The organism is Phyllobacterium chamaecytisi, assembly GCF_020164455.1.
In the GTDB taxonomy this organism is placed as follows: Bacteria; Pseudomonadota; Alphaproteobacteria; order Rhizobiales; family Rhizobiaceae; genus Phyllobacterium; species Phyllobacterium chamaecytisi.
On the sequence record NZ_JAIQWW010000010.1, the window covers coordinates 53,320 to 70,400 of the forward strand.

The 17,081-nt window shown below is 55.2% G+C and carries 18 protein-coding genes; 10 read left to right on the forward strand and 8 right to left on the reverse strand.

Going from position 1 to position 17,081, the window contains the following annotated elements:
- The first annotated feature begins 11 nt into the window (after positions 1-11).
- Both LB462_RS31240 and LB462_RS16440 read left to right on the forward strand, forming a co-directional pair.
- Positions 12-137, forward strand: a complete 126-nt coding sequence (locus tag LB462_RS31240) for a hypothetical protein (protein ID WP_255626722.1) — start codon at positions 12-14, stop codon at positions 135-137.
- A gap of 72 nt (positions 138-209) precedes the next feature.
- Positions 210-716, forward strand: a complete 507-nt coding sequence (locus LB462_RS16440; RefSeq protein WP_224510129.1) for a hypothetical protein — start codon at positions 210-212, stop codon at positions 714-716.
- 314 nt (positions 717-1,030) lie between these two features.
- On the opposite strand, the gene LB462_RS16445 is transcribed toward LB462_RS16440, so the two are convergent.
- On the reverse strand, positions 1,031-1,474 hold the full coding sequence (locus tag LB462_RS16445) for an SRPBCC family protein (RefSeq protein WP_224510131.1): 444 nt from the start codon (positions 1,472-1,474) through the stop codon (positions 1,031-1,033).
- Positions 1,475-1,914: 440 nt separating this feature from the next.
- Between LB462_RS16445 and LB462_RS16450 the strand changes: the two genes are divergently transcribed.
- From LB462_RS16450 to LB462_RS16465, 4 genes are all read left to right on the forward strand, one after another.
- Positions 1,915-3,747, forward strand: a complete 1,833-nt coding sequence (locus LB462_RS16450) for an SARP family transcriptional regulator (protein ID WP_224510134.1) — start codon at positions 1,915-1,917, stop codon at positions 3,745-3,747.
- A 48-nt stretch (positions 3,748-3,795) separates the two neighbouring features.
- Positions 3,796-4,731 carry a phosphatase PAP2 family protein gene (locus LB462_RS16455; protein ID WP_224510137.1) on the forward strand — a complete coding sequence of 312 codons (936 nt, stop codon included), beginning with the start codon at positions 3,796-3,798 and terminating at the stop codon, positions 4,729-4,731.
- Positions 4,732-4,781: 50 nt separating this feature from the next.
- The gene (locus tag LB462_RS16460) at positions 4,782-6,482 is read left to right on the forward strand and encodes a S8 family serine peptidase (protein WP_224510139.1); all 1,701 of its coding nucleotides are present in this window, start codon (positions 4,782-4,784) and stop codon (positions 6,480-6,482) included.
- Positions 6,483-6,697: 215 nt separating this feature from the next.
- Positions 6,698-7,213 carry a hypothetical protein gene (locus LB462_RS16465; RefSeq protein ID WP_224510142.1) on the forward strand — a complete coding sequence of 172 codons (516 nt, stop codon included), beginning with the start codon at positions 6,698-6,700 and terminating at the stop codon, positions 7,211-7,213.
- Positions 7,214-7,515: 302 nt separating this feature from the next.
- Here LB462_RS16465 and LB462_RS16470 read toward each other — a convergent pair whose 3' ends face one another.
- The gene (locus LB462_RS16470) at positions 7,516-7,932 is read right to left on the reverse strand and encodes a hypothetical protein (RefSeq protein WP_224510552.1); all 417 of its coding nucleotides are present in this window, start codon (positions 7,930-7,932) and stop codon (positions 7,516-7,518) included.
- Between LB462_RS16470 and LB462_RS31575 the strand changes: the two genes are divergently transcribed.
- From LB462_RS31575 to LB462_RS16490, 4 genes are all read left to right on the forward strand, one after another.
- A complete protein-coding gene (locus LB462_RS31575; protein ID WP_370637203.1) occupies positions 7,861-8,019 on the forward strand; it encodes a response regulator transcription factor in 159 nt (52 codons plus the stop codon). The two genes, LB462_RS16470 and LB462_RS31575, sit on opposite strands and share 72 nt — an antisense overlap.
- A 332-nt stretch (positions 8,020-8,351) precedes the next feature.
- Positions 8,352-8,756, forward strand: coding sequence for a sensor histidine kinase (locus LB462_RS16480; RefSeq protein WP_224510145.1), 405 nt, complete (start codon positions 8,352-8,354; stop codon positions 8,754-8,756).
- Between the two features lie 126 nt (positions 8,757-8,882).
- Positions 8,883-9,512, forward strand: coding sequence for a hypothetical protein (locus tag LB462_RS16485; RefSeq protein ID WP_224510148.1), 630 nt, complete (start codon positions 8,883-8,885; stop codon positions 9,510-9,512).
- 629 nt (positions 9,513-10,141) lie between these two features.
- Entirely contained in the window at positions 10,142-10,414 is a 273-nt protein-coding gene (locus LB462_RS16490) for a helix-turn-helix domain-containing protein (RefSeq protein ID WP_224510540.1), read from the forward strand.
- A 422-nt stretch (positions 10,415-10,836) separates the two neighbouring features.
- Here LB462_RS16490 and LB462_RS16495 read toward each other — a convergent pair whose 3' ends face one another.
- The 6 genes from LB462_RS16495 to LB462_RS16520 form a co-directional block, all read right to left on the reverse strand.
- The gene (locus tag LB462_RS16495; protein ID WP_224510150.1) at positions 10,837-12,183 is read right to left on the reverse strand and encodes a ComEC/Rec2 family competence protein; all 1,347 of its coding nucleotides are present in this window, start codon (positions 12,181-12,183) and stop codon (positions 10,837-10,839) included.
- Positions 12,165-14,030 (reverse strand): gluzincin family metallopeptidase, encoded by a 1,866-nt coding sequence (locus LB462_RS16500; RefSeq protein WP_224510153.1) that lies wholly within the window; start codon positions 14,028-14,030, stop codon positions 12,165-12,167. Before LB462_RS16500 ends, LB462_RS16495 begins: the two co-directional genes overlap by 19 nt.
- Positions 14,031-14,038: 8 nt before the next feature.
- Positions 14,039-14,629, reverse strand: coding sequence for a S1/P1 nuclease (locus tag LB462_RS16505; RefSeq protein ID WP_224510156.1), 591 nt, complete (start codon positions 14,627-14,629; stop codon positions 14,039-14,041).
- Between the two features lie 229 nt (positions 14,630-14,858).
- Positions 14,859-15,611, reverse strand: a complete 753-nt coding sequence (locus LB462_RS16510; RefSeq protein WP_224510159.1) for an SDR family oxidoreductase — start codon at positions 15,609-15,611, stop codon at positions 14,859-14,861.
- Positions 15,612-15,698: 87 nt separating this feature from the next.
- Positions 15,699-16,106, reverse strand: coding sequence for a cupin domain-containing protein (locus LB462_RS16515; protein WP_224510162.1), 408 nt, complete (start codon positions 16,104-16,106; stop codon positions 15,699-15,701).
- A 74-nt stretch (positions 16,107-16,180) separates the two neighbouring features.
- A complete protein-coding gene (locus LB462_RS16520) occupies positions 16,181-16,936 on the reverse strand; it encodes an SDR family oxidoreductase (RefSeq protein WP_224510165.1) in 756 nt (251 codons plus the stop codon).
- Between the last annotated feature and the right edge of the window lie 145 nt (positions 16,937-17,081).

The window sequence follows — 17,081 nt, forward strand, 5'->3', positions numbered from 1 at the left end:
TGAGGTTTTCGATGCGTCATGATGATCTGGACGAGCGGCTGAGACAACTGGGCGTGAACGTCGGGCCCTTCACGTTCACCGTCGTGTTCCTGATCGGTGTTGCAGCTGCGATCGCAATTGATTGGTTCCTGTATTAGCGGTCGCGCTGCCAGTGGTTGAAATTGTGCATTTTGACCGCCCTGTCCGCAATGCCGAAGGGGATGATTCCAATGTTTGAAAATGACGACTGGAAGCTCGCTATCGAAGATACGCGATTTCGGCAGAATGCTATCGTTGCTCTCATATCTTCGAGCAATAACCAGGCGCTGGGACTTCTCCGGCTATTTTCCGTCATCGCCCTTGCCACGGCGACCGGCGCTGTTACGTCCCTTGCTGCAGGCGAGTTTTCTCCAACGGTTGGCTGGGAACTGGCGTCCTTGACGCTGGTTTTGGTGTGGTCGTCCTGGCAGTGCTTTCAGGCCCTCGAAGTCGGGGACATCGATCTACCTGGTCGCATTGCCGAATTCTGGCTGCTCGCCGCCGACAACGAAAACGACCGGCCCACATTTTCCCGCCAATACCTCGAAATCTTCAAAGAACGGTACCAGACGAACCGCCGGGTAAGCGAACGGCAAGCCCGCGCGCTCCGAAAAGCAAAGCTGGGGGGAATAATAGCACCGCTGATTGGCATAGCCGTGGGCGCGGTCCTGGCCTTCTTCCAGGCATATTCTCTTTGAACCTGGAGAAGGCCGGCGAGCAGTTGGCTTCTTTGACAGCGCTTTCCCCGGCGGCTGTGAGGAATTGAGCGGCCTTCAAAACTACATCGCAAACAGGGGCATTGACTATGGATGCGCAGGCGGTGAAGCCGCCTGCTTTTCTCCCAATGTATATGCTGCTGCTGGGTTGTGATGTCGGCAACCTGGATCATTGCCGCTAACACGGCGCGTTCTTTCGTGCATCCCTACGCTCCGGGCAGCCGCAACCACCGGTTTGCTTCTCATTTGGGCGCCGCGAACAGCCATTACCTCGCAGCGACTGCAGGTCTGATGGGCTATTCGTTGATCTCCGGCTCGACGAGCCTTGCCAAGTTTTTCAGCGACTCCTGCCATCCGAGATAACAAGCCTCCGGTGGAATGACGTCCGGCACGCCCGCCTGTGTTATATGGAGCTCGGTCCCGACCGACACTTTGGCCAGCGTCACAGTTACTTCCATTTCGCCAGGCAGGTTGGGGTCGTCGAATTTGTCGGTGTAACGCAACCGTTCACCAGGAACCAGCTCGAGATATTCGCCACCAAACGCGTGGCTATTGCCAGTCGTAAAGTTCCGGAAGGACATTTTGAACGTGCCGCCGACCTTCGGCTCTGAGTGATGCACAGTACAAGCAAAACCGTTGGGGGGAAGCCACTTGGCGAGCGCGTCTGCCTCGATGAAGGCCCGATAAACCTTGTCCGGACTTGTTGCCAGAACGCGGTGCAAACGTATGGTATTCGGCATGGTTGTGATCCTCCATAATTTGCCGGAACAGGCCCCTAGGACGAGCGAGACTTTGCCAATCCGACACCGTTGTGGAAAAAAGTTTGCGCGACCGCAGACGAGCTGCCGGCGCTCTAGTGAGTTCGCACGCCACGAACCGATCAGAAGTGCTCCTGTAACCCACACCTCCTTATTTTTTTGACCACAATTCACGCTGGTTTCACGCTGCAATAACAGTGGAATTGTATTCCCCGTAAGTCAGCCAGCTTAGCCGACGTCAAGCAAATGATGGGAGCGGAATAGTGTACAACATTTCGGGAATAAGCGTTCCTGTTTACCCGCTGGGGCTCCCAATACACGCAAACGTATTGCCAAAGTTGTGTTTTGTGCCAAAGTTAGAGCGAGAGCCCAAGCACAAGCAAGATAAAGCAATCCAAGAGGCTACTCGGGGACCCACGCTGATGGACCGCAGTCAGCACAGCGAAGCGGCTTATCGCATGTACCTTATTGGACCCTTCGCGATCACTGATCCGGAGGGCAAGGTTCTGACGCCCAAATCCCAAAAGTCCCAAGCGATCCTTGCCATGCTGGCGGTCTCCCTAAGGGGATCACGTTCGAGAGTTTGGCTTCGTGACAAGCTTTGGAGCGACAGGCCTGAAGACCAGGCCTCTGCCAGTCTTCGCCAGGCACTGCTCGATATCCGGAAATGCCTGGGTGATGCACGCGATATCCTGGTGGCTGACAAGAACACCGTCTCGCTTCGCATGGACCGCATACGGCTGGATATCGACGAAATCCTGAGCGAGGGCCATCCAGCAGGAAATGACGAACTGGCTGCTGAACATTTTCTCGAAGGGGTCGACGTCAGAGACGCTGAATTCGAGGAGTGGCTCACACTGGAGCGACAGGTCTGGCAGCGTCGCTACGATGAGGGACAATTCCAGCAAAAATTTGAACCTAAGCTTGAGCTGGCGCGTCAGAACCAGGAACCGACGCCACTCGTTCCTTTAACGGCAATCAATCCGGGCACGAATAGTGGTGGCACTGGGAATGGAGCGGCGAACGATAAAGCCAGTGACTCGAGTTCCAGCGTCAGTTCGCGGCAATGGGTTGTCGCGATCTTGCCCTCGCGCATCGCCGGACAAAGTGAAAATGGACAGATTCTTGCGGCGGGAGTGACTAATCTCATCGCAAAATCGCTTGTTGAGGGAACTGATATCCGTGTCACTGATTTTTCCTTCGGCGCAGGGCCTGGGGCGAACTCGTCGAATGATGTTGGACCGGGCAACGAGATCTCGCTGGCAACAGCCCTCGGCATACAGCTGGAACTGACGCTCGCCAGTCAAACCGCCCTTATCGTGGTGAGCATTGTGCGTTTGGCCGACCATAGCCTGATCTGGAAAGACAGTTGCATCGCTGATCGCCCGCCCCTGGAAAGAGGCGAAACAAGTCAGTTGCATGGGCTGATCAATCACTTGATCGATGAAGTCAACGGGAGCTTTCTTTTCCGCGGCGAAGGCGGAAAGCTCGAGCGCGAAACCACTATGATCGAGGCGGTCAACTCGGTCTTTCGATTGTCTCGGGGGGATCTCGATAGAGCCGAACGCATCCTCCACAACATTGCTGCTGAGCGGCCCTCCTCCTCAGTCTATGCCTGGCTCGCCTTTATCAGGACTTTCCGCGTTGGACAGCGTTTCAATGCCTACGATTCCACCATAGTCGAAGAAGCCCAATTCTACGCCCGTAAGGCATTGGAGTTGGATGCTAACAATTCCATCGCACTTGCTCTCGTTGGACACGTCCATTCATTCTTGTTTTGCGAATACGACTATGCCGCCGGACTATTCGAGCGCGCAATCAAGCTCAACCCGGCACAACCGCTCGGTTGGGATCTTTATTCCATGTTGCATTGTTATGCCGGGCAGCCTGAAAAGGCGTTGGCCATGGCTAACTGGGTCCAGAACCTTGGATTTTACAGCGTGCACAAATATTACTTCGACACGACCAAGTGCATCAGTGCAGCTCTTGCCGGCGATCACGCAGCCGCCATTTCTGCGGGTGAAGACGCGCTGAAGATGCGTCCTGATTTCAATTCTCTCTTGCGCTACATGGCAGCAAGTCATGCACATCGGGACGAGATGGCGTTGGCGGAAAAGTATGTAGAGCGGCTCGAGGCCGTCGAACCGAATTTCTCGATCGAGTCGCTCAAGGACAATCGCTACCCGCTGTTAAAAACTGGGGGAGGCAAGATGCTGATCGCCGGGCTTACCAAGGCCGGTGTCAAGCGCCGGTAATTCTTCCTCAATCAAAATTCGGCTCGAATGGATGAAGGATACGCGAAAATGGTCAACGTTGCTGCGCAATCACCGCTGATACAGTTCCTGAACAATTTTCGATTTGAGGTCGATGCCGATCATGTATCGCCCTGCCCACCTTTGCCGTTCGCTGAGGTTGACGCAGCGGTGGATGGGGCCGGTATCAACATCCCGGGGGCACCTCTAGCCGGAGCCGCCACGGCGAGCGGCGGTGTTGCCAACAAATCGGTGCTGAACAAATCCTCGCTGAACAAGAACAAGAACAAGAATAAAACCTCATTCGGCGGAATCAGCACCGGCAATGCACAGTTGATACCTGCATTCCAGTTGCGCAGGCTCCACCAACAACCTTCCCGGAACGCTTTTACCGCCGCCGCTCGGTTTACGTGGGAGATGCTCGACATTACTCCACCTCCAGGCCCGGATTTCAGTCGCCTTGAAACCAAAGTGATGCTGTCGATGCAGAAGCGCGACCGCGAAAGGGCCAGACGACTCCCGGATATTCAACAGGAAGCTTCGCTATCGGTCGGCGAGTTTACACGACCTCTCTATATCGAGAACATAGCCGGGTTCGAACAGACCGAGGGGCTTTTTCAGAGTATCCTGACCGCTTGCGAATATGTTGGGCTCATTTACAAGAATAAATTCAATCGGTTGCGACCCAGTCAGTTTGAACCGCGACTGCGACCGCTTCTGGCAGTTCCAGCGCACGAATCCTTCCAAAGCAATCATGCATTCCAATGCTTTTCCATTGTGTTTGCATTCAACACGATCCTTCCCGAGCATCCAGCGACCGAAGAGTTGGCGCGAATTGCTCAGAATGTTGCAGAGAATCGAGAATGGGCCGGCCTGCATTATCCGAGCGATACGAAAGCAGGACGTGATCTGGCCCGCCGGTTTGCTCCTTATCTGAGAGATGCGTTCGCCGCGACGTACAACGCGGTACACAAGGAATGGGTGTGAAGAAAGTGCATTCATCTTCAGTGGTTCCTCTAGCGTAAATGAGGTTACAGATGGCCCTCCAATCAGACAACACGAAGGCTGCGCCTGCCGGCTACTATTATCTCTGGCATTTGGCTGCTCTGGGAGTGATTACGGCGGACTTCGGATCTTCGAGTGGTTCGATTCCCCCCAACAATGAAAGTGCGCTGCGCATCACGCCTTCTCCTGTTATTTCCGGTTCTGTCTGGGACACCCTTGCAGAGGTGGCTGCGATCTCGCCTGCGAGGGTGGCGCTCATTGACGTCGGCATATCTCCAGATCACCCGAACCTGGCAACCCGGATCGATCAGAATGCCTCTATTGACCTGGCAACGCACAGATACGGTGCGCGTGCGTTGGCCATCCTCGACGATACAAATAGTTCCTACAAGGAAGAGAAACAGGCGTTCTTTGCCGAACTCGACATATCCGGACTCGGCAACCTCGGACTATCGGTTGATGACAAGGAATACCTGGATGATATTGTGGCGGAGTATGCTGGTTCCTATGGCGTATTGCGCCGGATCCTCGATTCGAACACCATGTTCGCCGCTCACGGCACTGCCTGTGCCGGTTTAATCGTGGCCGAGCCCGCCGCATTGGCCACGGAAGACAGCGAAATCCTGTCTCCACCAGAAGACATCTTTACGAATCCCGATTCAACCGAGACCCATCCCAACAAAAATCCCAACCTGTTACCGTATTTTGGCGCTGATCCTTTTTCGCGCCTCGTTAACATTACGACTTCGTTCGAAGACAATCCTGTGCAGTTCATCGCCGCACTCCTTTATGCGTATTTGCAGAACGTTGACGTCATCGTCATGCCCCGCGGCATACCCGATCCGAAGCGAAGCGCCATTGAGCCCAAGAACGAATTGAAGGCCGACTTGGAGCGCTGGGCCAATCGTGATGCTGCGGATCTATTTGCACGCATCGCCCTGGCAGAACAGGGACCGGCGGAACTCGAGCCCAAGGCAACGCAGCTGGGTTTCAATCCGGACCGCATATGGACGATCCTGGAACATTTGATCATTGCTGTGAGCCGAAAGATTCCGGTGATCTGCGCTGCCGGCAACAGTGGCGAAAGCCAGCTGATCTATCCGGCGAGCCTCGCAGCTCCCGACAACGGGATCATCGCGGTCGGCGCCGTCACGGTTGAAGGTTTCCGGTCCGGCTACAGCAATTATGGCGAAGGTCTAACGCTCGTTGCACCCTCTGATGATGGCGAGGTCTTCAATCGCCATCAATTGCGGATCAATCGGCTGTCTCCCTTGATCGCCAAGCATCAATATAACGCGGATCCCGGCAAGGAATATTGCTATTCGCAGTTCAGCCTTCTCAGCACAGACCTTCCGGGGGTCTTTGGTTATGATGAAGGAAAAGCTCCCTGGTCCTCACTGCTTCCATCTGCCAATAATCCCGGCATTGGTGGCGGTTACTATACCAGCTTTGGCGGCACGTCCGGGGCCGCAGCCTTGGTCGGCGGCGTCGCGGCTCTCGTACAACGGGCCCATCGTGCCGTTCACGGTGGGTCAGGCAGGCTAGACGGTATAGCCGTCAAGTCTATCCTCGAGGAAGCGTCCAGCCGAAGCAGCAATGTTGGACCGGGTTTTCGTCCCCTCACCCCCGACTGCATGAATGCGGACAATGAAGATGTCATCGATTCCAGGTACTTTTTTGGTGCGGGACTGCTCAATGCAGCTAAGGCTGTCGATGTCGTGCTGAACAGTTGACGCAAAGCCCAACAAAACACCCAAAAAGGACCCGCCCGCGGGTCCTTTTTACGTTTTGTCCTGCATTTTTGACGGTGCATTGACGGTCAGACAGCGCTCGAGAGACGCCTCCTCCGGTAATATTAGATCAATACTTCGGTAAATCCGGAGATCAAGTCGATCAATAGACTGCAGGAGGGAAAACCGATGTCAACAGTTCTTACCAGAAAATACCGGTGGTCATCTTTTGCCAGATTGATCAAGCGGCCGAAATTGCCAACGGGTTTGTGCCTCACTTACAAAAGCGTCAAAGCATCCATGGAGCGGGAGATCCGACTTATTCATATCTCGATCCTAACTCCAGTGCAGAGACCCATTTTTCGACCGTGTCCAATTGTCAACAACGTGACTGGGCAGCACCGGCAACGGACATGCCGCGGCAGTTCTCGCTATTTTCGATAAGCCCGTCTGAAGCGGGTATTTGCCTGGCAATTCATAATCGGAGCTCGACGAACATGGTTTCAAAGCGTGAAATATCGATAGACGACTGGGAAGCATTGAACCGCCTGTCACAGGGCGAAACGATCCGGCGAATAGATGGTCGCGCGGTTCAACGCCTAACTGAGATCGGCGCACTGCGTAGCAGAGGAGGAGAAATCAAACTCTCCTACGCCGCAATGCAGCTTTTGATCGAACGCTCGGCACGTATTTGCCGCGCTCGAAACGGCAACAGCAAAACGTGGTGCAATTGAACTTCAATGTTGCAAGCACGTGTCAATGAGTAGTTTTTGGGGACAAGAAAATGTCAGGAATTATGTATGAACGAATACCGGATGCTGATCACGCCGTTTACAATCGGCATGCGGCGGCCCGCCGTGCAGCGTTCCACATCGCATCGACAGAACCCCGTCCACAACGGACCCTTGCCATTATTGACGGAAGTGCCATTGCTCGAGAGCATCTTTCGAGGGGGCTTATATCGAATGGACTTGGACTGTGTTTGGCCACATATGGCTCTGTGAACGATATAGAGGCATATGAAGCGGCGGCATTTTCAGTCATCCTTGTATGCGTCGACGACTCCAGGTTCATGGATAATTCCATTGTGCTCGAAATCGGGGCGCTTGTACGAAGATTTCCGAAAGTCCCAGTCATTGTTCAGGCGGACCTGTGCGGATTTCAGCAAATCCTGAGCGTTCTCCGGCAAGGTGCCCATGGTTACCTTCCAGGCAATGCCGGAATATCTGTTTGCATCGAAGCAATATCGATGGCGTTGGCAGGAGGTGTTTTCGTCGCGGCCAAGAACCGGCATGATATGCAAAGCATCCTCGGAACCAACCATCATCAGTCCAAGCGTTTGGAAATGTTCACACGAAGGGAACGTGAGGTCATCGAAGTCCTGCGGCAGGGAAAGGCAAACAAAACGATTGCCTATGCCCTCAGGCTTGCTCCAAACACTGTGAAAGTTCACGTTCGAAATATCCTCAAGAAGGTTCGGGCGACGAACCGGGCGGAAGCAATTTACAAAATCAACGCCATGTTTGATGAGATCGCATAGAGCGTCGTTCGGCAGAAAAAAAGAACGCCGTTGGGGGCGACGGGGGCCGCTCCCGCATCTGACCCTCCCTCTTGTGGGAGGGTCTTTTTCCACGCGCCTGTAGGGCTATGGCCGCCTTGAGCGGAATCTAACCGCAGACGCGCTTTTATCTGAGGTGCGGTTTCGCTCCCGCAGCCAAGAGCCATCTTGGAAGCGCCTGGAACGTAGCTTGAATGGAGGTTATACCTCGGCCACATTCACGCGCTCGGCAAGCCCGCCGAAACCAGAGACATGGCGGCGGTATCCCCACGAACATTGTCCCCAGTGAAAATTACCCCATCTTTCACGAGACCATGGCTGAACTTCAATTGAGCATGCCGGACGCAATCATCGAGACAGATTTCTCCGTCATCGAGTCCATCAATTGCGATCCTGTTCGTATAGGACAGCTGGTTTCCAATCTCCTTGGAAATGCTTTTAGCCATGGCGATCTGAGCCAACCCGTGAGGTTCAACGCGTGGACCGATAATGATGGTTGGGACTCTGTTTCAAATGCCGGGGCGGCGATCCCGGCTGAAGTACAGGACCGACTCTTTCATCCAGGGGCGAAGTTCGGGACAAAAGGCAAGGTCTGGGCCTTGCACATCGCTTCGGAGATAGGCAAGGCCCATGGCGGAACCCTGACTGTTCAATCAACAGATGCGGAAACCCGGTTTACGTTTCTCATGCCGACTTCGCCGATGTCAAATGATGGGTGAGTGATAGAACTCGCCCGAAGCCGCCAGCCGCGCAACATGTTGCGGAGGTGACTATCGTGACCCTCGCGGGAACATCGAATTGCCCCTTCCGTTGACTTGCCAGGACGCGGAACCTATCTACGATTCATGCCCAAGGAAGAGAAGAATGACATCGAGCTCATCAGAACCTGGACATTGCCATCGGCGGCGACGCTCGGATCATCCGTGCGTGCGAAAGGCATCCTTTTGGAGATCCGGGCACGGCTCCCGACGCCTTCGAAGAAATCACTCATCCTCGACGCCGGGACACTCGTACTAGCGATGTCAGCCAATGCAAAGCCGAAATTTCAGGCCGCTGTGGGCATGGTCTCTTCTGGAATGAAGGATATTGAGAACTTTCCGGTGATCCCTCGAGAAATTCAGGACATCCTGACCATCAAGCCGAGCGAGAGGCATCGGTGGCTCGCCGATGGCCGACTTCCCAGCGCAGGGACTCGGACAGTACGGCTAGCGGGCCGGGCCAGGAAGATCACCTTTCACGTTTTCGACCCTAGGGTTGTCGAAGACCTCCTCGACAGAGGCGTGGTCGATCAATGGCGTGAAGAGGACGCGATGGCGGCGTCCGAGAACCGACGGCGGGCTGCCTACAAAGCGAAGCTGACGCGGTTGTTGAAGAAGCGTTCGGATTCTGCGTCGTCACCACAAGCCGGCTTGGAGGGAGCAACGGCAAATCTGGCCGACTGGGAGGAGTTCAGTCGCGACGGCCTTTTGCGGTAATCCCCTATATTCTGAAGCGTCATAATCGATATGCCGAGCCTCGGCCATAGCGCCATCCAATTGCAACTCGGCAATCAGCAGGGCGAAAGCCGCTCACGCCGGAGATTCGGACGCGGCGCTGTGGCCTCCAAAGACATTCGGGAGTCTGATGCGGGCGTACCGGCTGTCAGAAAGGTGAATGGAAGCCCGGTTCGTGGCGGGGGTGGTATGGGGCCGAGCGTATCAGCCATGGTGTGCGGGAAGGATCAAGGGCAGCTCCGAATGAGTTCGAAACCCAAACAACCGTGAAGCGGCCGCGGGGTTCGACGCGCATCATGGTTATTCAGCAATAACCTTAAGTTGAAATGGCTGTTGATCAGTAACGACTCGATTTTTAATGGTCCTTTGACGTTTGTCGCAAGCGAACGTCCCGACCCAGCGCCGCGGAGTCCACAAGCCATGCGGGCTGGGTCTTTTCATTTTCCCTTCGAAAGGGGATTATTCCGGCTTTGCCTTAGGAAAACCCCTGATTGTCGCATCTTCTGTTGCAGCGTAAATTGTGGTGGTAGGCCAAGGCCACCCGGTCCCGCGCCTCCCGCCGCTGCTGGCCAACGCCCGGCGGCGTTTTTTTACTTAGCAATATTTAATTGGTGCATGGTTCACTCGGCGGGATGGTAACGTTAACTCGTAAATCGGCAGCAGCCAGCATTGATAAAGACCTTGGCGCAAAGCTGAGGGTCGTTCGCTTGGCCGCTGGCCTTTCTCAATCAGAGCTTGGCGAATTTATGGGCTTTTCGCACTCGCAAGTGCAAAAGTACGAGATGGGGAAGAACCGCATGGCCGTCTCTACTCTGGTGCAGTTTTGCAAGGTGCTTAAGCAGGACCCTATGGCGTTCCTTGGTGATCACTTCCACCGGCGGTGACGCTGATGCCAATATCGAAAAGCTACTCGGCAATTGCCGAAAGGGTCACCGATCATCCTTCTTTTCAGTGATCGCCGAGGCAAGGTCCGCTTTGGGTCAGACTCAGACATCACGGCAGCCGACTTAAACGTCTGCTTTCGCAGGACTGTTCTTGAAAGCTGCCTGACCGGAAATCGGCCCTATCTCGGTCATTTGATGGCGTCGATTCAGTGGCCGCTATAGCCTTGATGCAGAGTAGAATAGGCACATCCGCTATCTAGCCACCTAACAATCCAAGATAATAGTTTACCGGACGGTCGCTTATTGGGGATCTGACGTCAAGTGCTCACCTTGAGCGGAATCTAACCGCAGACCCGGTTTTCTAAAGTGCAGATACCAGACGAGCCATTGTGTGCCTCATCATCAACACCCTCAGTACTGCATCAAGCTGAAATCTCGATATCGATAAAGCCCTGATCGCGCAACATATCTTCCAAATCCGTTCGCAGAGGCTGAGGGGAGGCAAACCAGGTTTGCTCGAACTCGTCGAACTTGTTAATCAGCGACGTATTGATATGGGCGCTTTTGAACGCCCTGGCATAGTCTCGCTTGGTCGCAACCCGGCTGCCAAGCTCCACGAGCAAATCCGCCTTCGGTATGGTTTTGTATTGACCCCGCCGGGTAGAAACGCCGGCGGACGCGATTGGGGTACCATTCTTCGGCAGGATGGCGTTCAGAATGTCGAGCGGCTCATTTGGCTTGGCGGGGTCGCGCAGCGGATTGTCATTCCATGGTGTGGCGTTTTCGCTGCCATGATGGCCGATTTTGAGAAAATCCAGCGGTTTGGCCAACACGGGATGTCGCTTGTTCCACATGACATTCCACGAACCGTTGGCCTCGCCTTCATCATAACGCGCGTCCCATTCAGCATCGCCGACAAATAGCAGCCGCTTCCCCTTCCATTCTACGAGCAGAACGACGCTGGTATTGTTCGTCACCTTGCCATCGAGATCGGCGAAGGCGAGTGCTGTCGACAGCATTCGCGACTGCAACCGCCGGAAATCGGCCGTGGCGATATTCGTCGGGAGAGACGTTGATTTTGCAGGCGCCGTGTTCGGCGGCGTGGATCTTGCAACGACGTCCATGAGGGACATAAAACCGTGCATTGACGGGTTCTCGGATTTGCCCAGATAATAAAGGTCAATGTCTTTTTCCGGTCCAAGAATCCGCAATACTGCATTTTTCATGGGCAGCTTGAGCTTGTCATCGGTGTCCATGCCAGCATGAACATAGATCGGCTTGATATTGTTTTTGACGGGAATGATCTTTTGCAATGTCTCCATCGCCACATCGTTCGTTGCTGCATAGGCCGCGAAGAGGCCTTCCAGTTCCGGACTGAAGTTGAGGCGCTGCGCCTGCTTGATCATGCCGCCAGCGAAGGCATGGAGCTGTTGCGCGTTCTTGGCCTCCGGGTGATCGGGATCCATCGCGGCGCTCATCCACAATGAACCGACCGAAAAGTCAGCCCAGAGATCCGGCGTGAAACCCAGGATATGGTCCTTGTGCTGATGCGTGATAATGAGCAGATCAAGCCACTTCTTGCCGCCATCGTCAGGTAGCATGATCTTCAGCTTTTCGAGCGCGGCTGTGAGGTAGTCCATGCCGCTTAGCGATCCGCAATCGATGAGAATGTGAAAATCGCGACCATCCTCATGCCCTTCCGGAATCCGGCAATAGATGCAGTCGCCAAGACCGACGTCAAACATGCGTATCAGGAGCTTACCTGCCATTGCCGGCCTCCAATGTCGTCGTCCTCGATATCGTCGTGAATGGCAAAATGCGGCGAAAGCTGAAAACGCACTTCGCCGTCGACGCGGTAGAACCCGAATGGCGGGATGGCACGGGCCAGGAGACCAAGCTCGCCGCCGACGGTCTCGCCGATCATGCCTGATTTGATCCGTGCTGCCAGAGCATCGAGAAATGCCTCGCGACGCTTGCGCCCGGCGTTGCGCTCGGCGCGTTGCCCGGGGCTGTTACCAAGCTCCTCGCTGCCGGGTTTGCGCGCCCAATGGATCTGGTTGCCATTCTGGTCCAGGACGAGCGTTGCACCACACAGCATACTCGTTCGCTCACCGGCAAAGCGACCGAAGCGCTCGCCCTCGAGTGCGACATCTTCCCGCCATATGTATTGCACGACGATCTGGTCGGGGAGTTGCCGCGATTCCGTCGTCAGCTTCTTGGCGCGAACGATCTCGGTGATGATGAGATCGGCGTTCAGGGGAATGAACAGATCGGCACGATTGTCATCGAGAAAACGATAGGCACCGCCGCGCGATGCACCAATCGAGTCGATGTCATGGTAAATGGTCAGTTCAGGACGGTTGAAGACAGCGTCCGGTTCCAGGAGGGACGCGCGATCCGCTTCATCGAGAACACCGCGCTCGACAAATACATTGAACATCATCTCGCGATAGCCATCGGGATCAGTTGGATTTGACACCTCTTCGGCGCGCAACAGCGCCAAAGCATAGTCACGGAACTCAACTTCGCATGGGGGCAGAAAATCCAGCGGCTGTATCGCCATCATCTGCATGCGCTGGATCGTGTACCAGAAGGCATTCGGCAGTGATGGCTTGCTCTTCGGATTATCCTTATTGCGTTGGTCCATCCGATCCTTGTACTTGCCGAAAAGCCTGACCATGATGTCGAAACAGGCTCCCGTCAGCACCTGCGAAATGCGGTGAGGCTGGAGATCGTTCCTTATGTCACTCATTGTCAATTGGTTAGCTGCGGTGCGCAGATAAGGCTGACCGATGACCGCATTGCCGAACTCCTGTGCCAAGGATGACAACAGGGTTCCACCAGCAAGGTCAGCGCTCTCCTTGATCATCGCTTTACGGAAATCATTGTTGCGGAAGGCCATGAGGATAGCGGTCAAATCGCCAACGAACTCGTGGAAGCCTGCCGTTTGCGGCAAAACGGATTCATAGTAACAGGGTCTCAACCCGTCCAAAACCGCGTGACCGAATTCGTGATTGACGATGTCGCTGGACTGGCAGGTGAAGATGCGCCCATCCTCCCCGTCGAACCAATAAAATTGCAGCGATTTGCTCTGACGATCATAATAGGCGTTTTCGCCGTAGCCGGCATGCGGCACCACAATCAGCCGGTTGCCTTCGAAAGCCCAGGTAATCCGGCGGCCAAGAGCAAAGCCGCTCTCGAAAAAGTCGAGCGTATGCTGGACGGTTGCCCACACGCTGAGTTGGCGAAACTGCGGTAGCTTTCTGGTGTTCTCGTCGAGGATACGCCCGTTCGGTGCGACGAAGGCATTGGCCTTGCTGTCCCAGACAGCAGGCGGTTTTAGGGTGTTGGAGGTGGCATCGTAATCGACCACCGCAAAACGGGCACTGGTCGGTCCGTCCCGCAACCCCGGCTCCCAGGGCACAAAGAAGTTCTGATCAATGGCCGCAGCAGGATTGTTCTTCGCCACAAGCGGATCTTTGAAATAGACATCGATTTGCAGGCGAAGGTCAGTGTCCTTCTGCACCTCCAGCGGCAAGAAACGCCGTGCACCATAGAGCCTCCGGCGCGTTTCCGGCGAAAGCCGGTGCCTGTTTTCCGTGGTTTTTCTCGCCATCAGATCCCCTATGCCTGCTCCGCCGAACAATCACCCTTAGCAAAGGCGTCGTTCAAGGTTTTGGCAAGGCGCAAACCCGCCCGAGCGAGTAGTGTGTCAAGAACTGGAAGATTTTCCCGTCGATAGTCGTCGTCGAGCAAACCATTGGCTGGGACCAAGCGCCCTTCTTCGCCGATGGCGTGCAGAGGTTGGTGCAGGTCACCTACGAAATGCACGAGAAATTCAAGCGCGCGCTGGCATGGTTCGAGTGGAAGAGAGGGACAGGCAACAATACTGAGCTGTCTGTTTATAGCGGCGATGATGCAATCACTATCAGACGCATCAAGAACGCAGTCGCGCGCGGGATCATAACCGGGAGCTATTCGAGGGATATCGACCAAGTGCCATCTGGTGGTGGTCTTGTCGCGAGCCCGTTCGTCGTCGGCCCAACTGGCAATTGAGGCCAACGACGCGCCGCTGCCAGGCAAGTCTGCGACACGCCGCAATGTCAGAGGGGTTAGCCGACTTTGGGCGATTTCGGCGATGATGGAATGACCCCAGGCGAAGGCCACATTCGTGGCGGCGAACAGAAGCGCGACAGTCAATGCAATGCGGCGCATTCCCGAAGCCCTCCGCTCTCTTAAATCATGCTCTGGAATACTCCATCAAATGGTTGTCATGATCAAGCAGCTTGCAACTGCGGGTAGTTATGATTGTCGTCCGGGAGAGGAAGAACGTAGCCGGCAAATCTGTTGTGGCGGTTCAGCCATTGGTCGGCATTGCCCCCGAACGATGCCGTTTACCCACGCGACAGGGAAGCCCAAGCCATACGACTGGAAGGTCAACCTTCTAGCTGGCCATGGAGCGGTACAGCCAGTCACCGTAGCGCATCGAACCAATATGCGTGTCGTTGAGTGGAAGCAGTGTGTCGTCATTTAATTCAACGCCGTAGTAGCGCGCGCTGTTGTCGGTAATGACCTGGCGTGTATCTTCGTTTGCTGCGAGGTGGATACGAGCAATTTCATCGAGCCCAAACTGCTCGGGCCCGCTGATCTCCACGGTACCGTTCCTTGCCGCCCCCATCGCCAATTCTGTCAGCATTTCGGCGACGTTGTGGGCAGCTATTGGCCTTACCGATGCCGACGGGAGCCGAAAGGCATCTTCCTCTGCTCCCATGTCGACCACGCCGCTGATAAACTCGAAGAATTGCGTGGAATGGAGGATGGTGAAGGGTCTCCGCGCTGCCCGGATAAGATTTTCCTGCACCATCTTCGCACGGAAATAATCGCTCTCGACAAGGCGAGGTGTCCCCACCACGGAAAGCGCGACGTAGTGCCTGACCCCGGTCTCTGCTGAGGCGGCCAACAGGTTCCGGGTAGACGTCTTGAAGAAATCCAGGGCCGAGTCATCACCGAACGACTCGGCGTTGGTGACGTCGATGGCAATTTCGGCTCCCGTCATAGCTTCCCTGAGACCTTTCCCCGTCACGCTGTTGATTCCGAGGGAAGTGGATGCCGCTGCCACTTCGACGCCTACCTGTTCAAGTTTTTCCACGAGGTGCATCCCGACCCGTCCTGTCGCTCCCATAACCGTGACTCTCATCAACTTGATCCTCTCGCAGCTGTTGCTTGGTGCGCCCGATACGAAGCGACGACCGGCAGACCATTGGATCCGCCATCGCACCGAATGTCACTTCACCGGCATGACAACCGGAGCGTCCTTGGTCTTGAGCAACACGACGATGAATTTCGCGGGTTCAGTCGTGCTCGCGTTGCGGCTGACCAGGTGAATGTCGGAAGGGCTTTCGTAGAAGGTGTCTCCCGGTGACAAGGTGACCTCCTTTTCTCCCTTGACCTGCATCACGATCGAACCCTCGAGCACATAGACGAATGCATTTGCGTCGTGCTTGTGAATGGGTGAAGAGCCTCCACCCTCATACACCACCGATATCATCAGGCCCTCCTTTCCGGGATAATTCGGCAGATCCTTTTGCATGAGGGGCGTGACTTTTGCACCATCTTCAGCAGCAACGGCTGGCAAGGTGCCGAGCAGGCAAGCTGAAGCCGACACAAACAGCGTTAACAAAGCTGACTTCATTGTCGTAATCCCTTTGGTTGTTGATTCATGTGCGTTCGTAACCTGGGCCAAAGACAGGTTGTTCGATGGTTGGCTCAATTCGGCTGTTGAGAGTGACGGAGCCAATCCTCAAAGCCCACTTTGCCGAGTCGCGCACCGTTGCCGGGCACGATCGACTGATCGTTGAGTTCGGACCCGAAATAACGCGCATGGACATCTGCCTCGACCGTCCGCGGATCGTTGGCCGCTTTCAGATACCGGGCAATGATTTCGTTCATGGGAGCGCGCTCGGGACCCGCAATCTCGATCGTCCCGTTGAGCGGCTTGCCGACGGCTACGTCTGCCATCGCGTCGGCAACGTCGTCCGATGCGATGGGCTGGAAGGCCGCAGGAGACAGGCGAGCAACGGTGCCGACGGTTGCTTCATCGGCGATGCCCTTCAGAAATTCCATAAACTGGGTGGAATGAACGATTGTGTATGGAATGGGCGATTCCTTGATGAGCCTCTCCTGGGCAAGTTTAGCCCTGAAGTAGCCATTTTCCGGCAGCCGCTCCGTTCCCACGATAGAAAGGGCAATGTGGTGCTTTACACCAGCCTTGGCTTCTGCGGCGAGCAGATTGCGGCCCGATGTTTCGAAGAATTCGAGCACAGCCTTGTCTTCCCACGAAGGCGCATTTGCAAGGTCAACAACCACCTCGGCGCCGACCAGCGCATCCGCCAGGCCTTCGCCGGTGATGGTGTTGACGCCGGTGTTTGGCGATACGGCGAGAACCTCGTGGCCTTTATTGCGCAGACGTACGGCGGTCTTGGATCCGATGAGCCCAGTTCCACCGATAATAACAATTTTCATAACTTATCTCCTCGTTGTGGCCTTTGGGGCTAATAACTCTATCGCTTCCAAGCATGGCTGGGGAGACAAAAACATTCCATCGTGCAAGGGGGTGGGCCGCTCTAATCGCCGGGGTTAGTCGACCCATCCTCAAGTTTAGGAACCT

Bases quoted from the DNA above. Each gene is read 5' to 3' on its own strand.
- LB462_RS31240 (WP_255626722.1), top strand. From the start codon at position 12: ATGCGTCATGATGATCTGGACGAGCGGCTGAGACAACTGGGCGTGAAC.
- LB462_RS16440 (WP_224510129.1), top strand. From the start codon at position 210: ATGTTTGAAAATGACGACTGGAAGCTCGCTATCGAAGATACGCGATTT.
- LB462_RS16445 (WP_224510131.1), bottom strand. From the start codon at position 1,474: ATGCCGAATACCATACGTTTGCACCGCGTTCTGGCAACAAGTCCGGAC.
- LB462_RS16450 (WP_224510134.1), top strand. From the start codon at position 1,915: ATGGACCGCAGTCAGCACAGCGAAGCGGCTTATCGCATGTACCTTATT.
- LB462_RS16455 (WP_224510137.1), top strand. From the start codon at position 3,796: ATGGTCAACGTTGCTGCGCAATCACCGCTGATACAGTTCCTGAACAAT.
- LB462_RS16460 (WP_224510139.1), top strand. From the start codon at position 4,782: ATGGCCCTCCAATCAGACAACACGAAGGCTGCGCCTGCCGGCTACTAT.
- LB462_RS16480 (WP_224510145.1), top strand. From the start codon at position 8,352: ATGGCTGAACTTCAATTGAGCATGCCGGACGCAATCATCGAGACAGAT.
- LB462_RS16485 (WP_224510148.1), top strand. From the start codon at position 8,883: ATGCCCAAGGAAGAGAAGAATGACATCGAGCTCATCAGAACCTGGACA.
- LB462_RS16495 (WP_224510150.1), bottom strand. From the start codon at position 12,183: ATGGCAGGTAAGCTCCTGATACGCATGTTTGACGTCGGTCTTGGCGAC.
- LB462_RS16500 (WP_224510153.1), bottom strand. From the start codon at position 14,030: ATGGCGAGAAAAACCACGGAAAACAGGCACCGGCTTTCGCCGGAAACG.
- LB462_RS16505 (WP_224510156.1), bottom strand. From the start codon at position 14,629: ATGCGCCGCATTGCATTGACTGTCGCGCTTCTGTTCGCCGCCACGAAT.
- LB462_RS16510 (WP_224510159.1), bottom strand. From the start codon at position 15,611: ATGAGAGTCACGGTTATGGGAGCGACAGGACGGGTCGGGATGCACCTC.
- LB462_RS16515 (WP_224510162.1), bottom strand. From the start codon at position 16,106: ATGAAGTCAGCTTTGTTAACGCTGTTTGTGTCGGCTTCAGCTTGCCTG.
- LB462_RS16520 (WP_224510165.1), bottom strand. From the start codon at position 16,936: ATGAAAATTGTTATTATCGGTGGAACTGGGCTCATCGGATCCAAGACC.